6 protein-coding genes are annotated in these 6,456 nt (G+C 72.4%); all 6 read left to right on the top strand.

The window, feature by feature from the left end; translation table 11 throughout:
- Nucleotides 1-226: 226 nt before the first annotated feature.
- The 6 genes from ACXAHD_RS19990 to ACXAHD_RS19965 all read left to right on the top strand — a co-directional run bounded on the left by ACXAHD_RS19990 (nucleotide 227) and on the right by ACXAHD_RS19965 (nucleotide 6,438).
- Nucleotides 227-1,198, top strand: coding sequence for a sugar phosphate isomerase/epimerase family protein (locus ACXAHD_RS19990; RefSeq protein ID WP_289213346.1), 972 nt, complete (start codon nucleotides 227-229; stop codon nucleotides 1,196-1,198).
- Complete coding sequence (locus ACXAHD_RS19985) at nucleotides 1,195-1,866, top strand: EboA domain-containing protein (protein ID WP_475052378.1); 672 nt, start codon at nucleotides 1,195-1,197, stop codon at nucleotides 1,864-1,866. The genes ACXAHD_RS19990 and ACXAHD_RS19985 overlap by 4 nt, the downstream gene beginning before the upstream one ends.
- Nucleotides 1,867-2,718: a TatD family hydrolase gene (locus tag ACXAHD_RS19980; protein ID WP_281550946.1), complete on the top strand. Its 852-nt coding sequence runs from the start codon at nucleotides 1,867-1,869 to the stop codon at nucleotides 2,716-2,718.
- The gene (eboE, locus tag ACXAHD_RS19975; protein WP_281550945.1) at nucleotides 2,718-3,884 is read left to right on the top strand and encodes a metabolite traffic protein EboE; all 1,167 of its coding nucleotides are present in this window, start codon (nucleotides 2,718-2,720) and stop codon (nucleotides 3,882-3,884) included. Before ACXAHD_RS19980 ends, eboE begins: the two co-directional genes overlap by 1 nt.
- A complete protein-coding gene (locus tag ACXAHD_RS19970) occupies nucleotides 3,881-5,302 on the top strand; it encodes an alkaline phosphatase family protein (protein WP_475052375.1) in 1,422 nt (473 codons plus the stop codon). The genes eboE and ACXAHD_RS19970 overlap by 4 nt, the downstream gene beginning before the upstream one ends.
- Before the next feature lie 92 nt (nucleotides 5,303-5,394).
- On the top strand, nucleotides 5,395-6,438 hold the full coding sequence (locus ACXAHD_RS19965) for a polyprenyl synthetase family protein (RefSeq protein ID WP_475052381.1): 1,044 nt from the start codon (nucleotides 5,395-5,397) through the stop codon (nucleotides 6,436-6,438).
- The last annotated feature ends 18 nt before the right edge of the window (nucleotides 6,439-6,456 follow it).

Raw genomic sequence — 6,456 nt, 5'->3', positions numbered from 1 at the left:
CCCCCCCCCCCCCCCCCCCCCCCCCCCCCCCCCCCCCCCCCCCCCCAAAAAAAAAAACCCCCCCCCCCAGATAACCGGCTGTGTTTTGGGGGCGGGGAGAGGGGGAGAAGAGACAGCTCACGGCCCGGGCCGCGGCCACCGGAACCGGCCTGGCCACCGCCGTCGGACTTGCCGTCTCCGTCGCCGCGCCACTCGGCCGGCGGCTGGCCCGCAGGGTATCCCCGACATGAGCACCGACCAGGCTGGGGAGCCCTCACCGGCGACCAGCGGGCCCGGTCCGGACGCGGCAGCCGGACTGCGGTTCGGGTACGGCACCAACGGCTTCGCCAACCATCGGCTGGGCGACGCGCTGGCGCTGCTCGCCGACCTCGGCTACCAGGGTGTCGCGCTCACTCTCGACCACGACCACCTCGACCCGTACGCCGCCGGTCTGCCCCGCAAGGTGGCCCGGGTCGCCGAGCAGTTGCGGGAACTCGACCTCGCGGTCGTGGTCGAGACCGGCGCGCGGTACCTGCTCGACCCGTGGCACAAACACGCCCCGACCTTGCTGCACGACACCGCGTCCCGCCGGATCGACTTCCTGCGCCGGGCGGTCGCGATCGGCGCCGACCTGGGTGCGGAGGCGGTCTCCTTCTGGTCCGGGGTGCGCCCGGCCGCCGTCGACGACGCCACCGCCTGGGACCGGCTGGTCGCCGGCTGCGCGACGGTCGTCGAGGCAGCCGACGCCGCCGATGTCACCCTCGGCTTCGAACCCGAGCCCGGGATGCTGGTGGCCGACATCGCCGACTGGCGGCGGCTGCGCGACGCCCTGGGCCGTCCGGCCCGGTTCGGCATAACCCTCGACATCGGACACTGCCGGTGTCTGGAGCCGGTGCCGGTGCCGCAGTGTGTCACTGACGTGGCCGCACACCTGGTCAACGTTCAGATCGACGACATGCGCCGGGGCGTGCACGAGCACCTCGAGTTCGGCACCGGGGAGATCGACTTCCCGCCGGTGCTGGCCGCCCTCGACGCCGCCGGTTACCGGGGTCTGGTCGCCGTCGAGCTGCCCCGGCATTCGCATGCCGCCCCGGCGGTCGCCGCCCGGTCCATCGAGTTCCTCCGGTCAGCCGAACTCCACGCTCACTCGGGATCGGCCCGTACGGCATCAGCCGGCACAGGATCGGCCCGTACCGCCGCTGAAGGAGGCCAGCCGTGAACCGACCCGCCCAGCCCGACGACGACCCTGCCGACGTCGCCGGCCGACTCGCCGACGCGCTGTCCGGCGTACCCGATCCGGACTGGCTCGCGCAGGCGCGGAACCGGATCGTCACCGACCGGGCCAGCCTGCCGATGCTGTTCGCCAGCGCAGGCCGCCGCTGCGGCCGGGCCGAGCTGGCTGCCGTACCGGGATGGTCGGCCGACGAGGCCGCCCGGGTACTGCTCCTCGTCGACCTGGCCACCGTCACGACTGAAGCGGAGCTGGCCGCCGCGGTCGCCGACTGCTACCACCACGGTGACGCCGCCGAGCGTCGGGCGGTGCTCAAGGCGCTGCCGCTGCTGCCGGTCGGTGACCGGGCGGTGCCGCTGCTCGACGACGCGATCCGGACCAACGACACCCGGCTGCTGGCCGCCGCGCTCGGCCGCTACGCCCGCCACCTCGACCAGCAGGCGTGGCGTCAGGCGGTGCTCAAGTGCGTCTTCACCGGCGTGTCGCTGGCCGCGGTGCACGACCTCGACGCCCGCGCCGACGCCGAGTTGCTGATCATGCTCGCCGGACTGCACGACGAGCGGGCCGCCGCCGGCCGGAACCTGCCGGACGACGCGCTCGCCCTGCTGCGGCGGCTGCGCGCCGTGGCAGACACCACCACCCGACAGGAGGGGTGAATGCGCATCTTCGACCCGCACATCCACATGACCTCACGGACCACCGACGACTACCGGGCGATGGCCGACGCCGGGGTCCGGGCCCTGGTCGAACCGGCGTTCTGGCTCGGCCAGCCGCGCACCAACGTCGGCTCGTTCGTCGACTACTTCGACTCACTGCTCGGCTGGGAGCCGTTCCGGGCCAGCCAGTTCGGCATCCGGCACCACGCCACGATCGCGCTGAACCCGAAGGAGGCCAACGACCCCCGCTGCGCCGGCGTGCTCGACGTACTGCCCCGCTACCTGGTCAAGGACGGGGTGGTGGCGGTCGGCGAGATCGGCTACGACTCGATGACCCCGGCCGAGGACGAGGCGTTCGCCGCCCAGCTGGCGCTGGCCCGCGCGCACGAGCTGCCGGCCCTGGTGCACACCCCGCACCGGGACAAGGCCCGGGGCACCGAACGGACCCTGGCGGTGGTCGCCGAGTCCGGCATCGACGCCGGCCGGGTGGTGGTCGACCACCTCAACGAGGTGACGGTCGGGGTGGTCAAGGAGTCCGGCTGCTGGATGGGCTTCTCCATCTACCCGGAAACCAAGATGTCGCCGCCGCGGATGGTGGAGATCCTCAAGCAGTACGGCCCGGAGCAAATCCTGGTCAACTCGGCCGCCGACTGGGGCCGGTCGGATCCGTTGCTGACCCGGACCACCGGCGAGGCGATGCTGGCCGCCGGATTCAGCGCCGACGACGTAGACCGGGTGCTGTGGCGCAATCCGGTGGAGTTCTACGGCCAGTCCGGCCGGCTCGACCTGAGCGACGTCGCCGCCACCGCACCGACCTTCGAAGGCAGCTCGATCATGCGGGGCGGTGGCTGATGCGCCTGCACGACCGGCGGCGGCGCACCGTCCACCTCAGCTACTGCACCAACGTGCATCCGGCCGAGGACCTCGACGGAGTGCTCAGCCAGCTCGGCACGTACGCGGTGCCGGTCCGGGACCGGCTCGCCGCCGACCCGCTCGGCCTGGGTCTGTGGTTGGCCGCACCGGCTGCCGCTGCGCTGGACGCCGACCCGGCCGCCCGGCGCCGGCTACGGGCCGCACTCACCGAGCGCGGCTTGGAAGTGGTCACCCTCAACGGTTTCCCGTACGAGGCGTTTCAGGCGCCGGTGGTCAAGCACGCCGTGTACCACCCGGACTGGGCCGATCCGCGCCGGTTGGACTACACCCTGGCACTGGCCCGGATCCTGGCCGACCTGCTGCCCGACGACGTCGAGCGCGGCTCGATCTCCACGTTGCCGCTGGCCTGGCGGGAGCCGTGGGACACCGAGCGGGCCGATGCCTGCGCCCGGATGCTGGACCGGCTGGCCGCCGGCCTGGCCGACGTCGAACGGGACACCGGCCGTACCGTCCGGGTCGGCTTCGAACCTGAACCGGGCTGCGTCGTGGAGACCACCGCTCAGGCCGCCGAACAGCTGGCCCGGGTGGACACCGAACGGCTCGGCGTCTGCGTCGACCTGGCCCATCTCGCCTGTGCCTGGGAGGAGCCGGTCGCCGCGGTCGGTCGGCTGCGGTCCGCCGGGCTACCGGTGGTCAAGGTCCAGGTGTCGGCCGCGTTGGAGGTCTCCGATCCGGTCCGGGACCGGTCCGCGATCGCCGGGTACGTCGAACCACGGTTCCTGCACCAGACCCGGTCGGGTGTTGCCGGGGCGGCCGACGATCTCGATGCCGCACTCGACGCCGGGCTGCCCGGCCCGTGGCGGGTGCACTACCACGTGCCGCTGCACGCCGCGCCGGTCGCGCCACTGGCCGCAACGATGCCGCAGCTGCGAGCCGGTCTGGCCGCGGTCGTCGACGGCACCGACTGCGACCACTTCGACGTGGAGACCTACACCTGGGGGGTGCTGCCGGAAGGGCAACGTCCTACCGGGCCCGACCAGCTCGCCGCCGGAATCGCCGCCGAGCTGGCCCAGGCCCGCGAGGAACTGGTCGGGCTCGGCCTGACCGCCTGCACCCGTACCGCCACCGGATCGGAGGCCGCATGAACCCGCTGCTCGTGCTCGACGTGGTCGGCCTGACCCCCCGGCTGCTGCGCCACATGCCCCGGCTGGCGGCGGTCGCCGACACCGGCTTCCAGGCCGAGCTCGGCACCGTGCTGCCGGCGGTCACCTGCTCGGTGCAGTCCACCTTCCTGACCGGCGAGCCGCCGTCCGGCCACGGTATCGTCGGCAACGGCTGGTACTTCCGCGACCTCGGCGAGGTGTTCCTCTGGCGGCAGCACAACGCCCTGGTCGGCGGGGAGAAACTGTGGCAGGCCGCGCGCCGGTTCCGCCCCGACTACACGGTGGCGAACATCTGCTGGTGGTACGCCATGGGTGCGGACGTCAACTGGACCGTCACCCCCCGGCCGATCTACCACGCCGACGGGCGCAAGGATCCGGACTGCTACACCGATCCGCCGCAGCTGCACGACGAGCTGACCGGCCGGCTCGGCACGTTTCCGCTGTTCAACTACTGGGGGGCGGGTGCCGGGCTGGTGTCGTCGGAGTGGATCGCGAAGGCGACCCGGCAGATCATGGCCGACCACTCGCCGGACCTGACCCTGGCGTACCTGCCGCATCTCGACTACGACCTGCAGCGCTATGGCGGCGGCGGGCCGCACGCGCAGCGGGCGGCCGCCGAACTCGACGCGGTGCTCGCCCCGCTGCTGGACGCGGCGGCGGCACGCGGCGCGACCGTGGTGGCGCTGTCCGAGTACGGCATCACCGATGTGTCACAGCCGGTGCACGTCAACCGGCTGCTGCGCGCCGAAGGGCTGCTGCGGGTCTACTCCCAGGCCGGGATGGAGTACCTGGATCCGTGGACGTCGCGGGCGTTCGCCGTCGCCGACCACCAGATCGCCCACGTGTACGTCCGGGATCCGGCCGATGTCGCGTCGGTGGCCAAGCTCTGTGCCGGCCTGCCGGGCGTGGCGCAGGTCCTCGACGCCGACGGGAAGGCTGATGCCGGCCTGGACCATCCGCGCTCCGGTGAGCTGGTGCTGGTGGCCGAGCCGCAGGCCTGGTTCACCTACTACTACTGGCGCGACGACACAGCAGCGCCGGACTTCGCCCGGTTGGTGGAGATTCACCGCAAGCCCGGCTACGACCCGGCGGAGCTGCTGTTCGACCCGGCCAACCCGGGTGCAGCCAAGGCGCGGGCGGCGATCGCCCTGGCCCGCAAGAAGATCGGGCTGCGGTACACGATGAACGTGGTCGGGCTGGACGCCGGCGCGCGGGCGGTCCGTGGCTCACACGGCCGGCTGCCGGACGACCCCGCCGACGGCCCGGTACTGCTCTGCTCGGACCCGGCGCCGGCCCGGGACCGGTTCGCCGCCACCGAGGTCAAGTCGCTGCTGCTGGAGTTGGCCGGGCTCGACGCCGGTGCACCGGCACCGTCGCCGTCGCCCGAGGTGTCCCGGTGACCGTGGCGCCGGCCCGCCCCGGCGACGGTTCGGGTCGGGACGCCCCGGCCGGTGCCGGTTCGGGTCCGGACGCCCCGGCCGGTGCCGGTTCGGTGGGTTGGTCGCTGCGGGAGCGGTGCGACGTCGAACTGACGGCGTTCCTTGACCGGCAGGATCCGCACTGGCCGGACGGGGCACCGCGCGGGGTGTACGACACACTGCGTCGGTTCGTCCTGGTCGGCGGCAAGCGGCTGCGCCCGGTCTTCTGCTACTGGGGGTGGCGCGGCGCCGGGGGAGCGGACTGCCAGGAGATCGTCGCGGCCGCCGCCGCGCTGGAGATCTTCCACGCGTTCGCGCTGATTCACGACGACATCATGGACGGTAGCGACCGCCGCCGGGGTGAGCCGTCGGTGCACCGGATCTTCGCCGACCTGCACACTCGCTCGTCCTGGCGGGGCGACTCCGGCCGGTATGGTCACAACGCCGCGCTGCTCTGCGGGGACCTCTGCGCCGCCTGGGCGGACCAGATGTTCCACGAGTGCGGGCTCGACGCCGAGCAGATCCGGCGCGGCTACGCGGTCTTCGCCGGAATGCGGACCGAGGTGATCGCCGGGCAGTACCTGGATCTGGTGTCCGGCGTCGGCGATGGTTCGGTGGCCAGTGCGCTGACGGTAATCAGGATGAAAGCCGCCAGATACACAGTTACCCGACCATTACAGATCGGTGCCGCCCTTGCCGGGGCCGAGCCGGAACTGCTGGACGCGTACGCTGCCTTCGGTGATCCACTGGGTGACGCGTTTCAGCTCCGCGACGACGTACTCGGGGTGTTCGGCGACCCGGCGGTCACCGGCAAGTCGGTGCTCGATGATCTGCGAGAGGGCAAGTCGACGGTGATGATGGCGCAGGCCCGCAACCTGGCGGACCGCAGCCAGGCAGCCCGGTTGCGAGAGCTGTTCGGCAATCCGGAGCTGGACCCGACCGGGGCCGACGAGCTGCGCAGCATCATCGTCGACACGGGAGCTCTCGAGGCGATCGAGCAGATGATCCGGATTCGTACCCAGGAAGCGGTGACCATTCTCGTCGATGCGTCGTTGACCCCCGAGACGCGCACGGAATTGACCGCCCTGGCTGAATCGGTGGCCGAGCGGCAGAGCTGACCCGCAGGACCCCAAGGA

The sequence above is a fragment of the Micromonospora sp. ABR4_055 genome, from assembly GCF_056160425.1.
This window is presented reverse-complemented; position numbering and strand designations above follow the sequence as displayed.

Excerpts from the sequence above, each read along its gene's own strand:
- ACXAHD_RS19990 (WP_289213346.1), top strand. The coding sequence starts at position 227 with ATGAGCACCGACCAGGCTGGGGAGCCCTCACCGGCGACCAGCGGGCCC.
- ACXAHD_RS19980 (WP_281550946.1), top strand. The coding sequence starts at position 1,867 with ATGCGCATCTTCGACCCGCACATCCACATGACCTCACGGACCACCGAC.
- eboE (WP_281550945.1), top strand. The coding sequence starts at position 2,718 with ATGCGCCTGCACGACCGGCGGCGGCGCACCGTCCACCTCAGCTACTGC.
- ACXAHD_RS19970 (WP_475052375.1), top strand. The coding sequence starts at position 3,881 with ATGAACCCGCTGCTCGTGCTCGACGTGGTCGGCCTGACCCCCCGGCTG.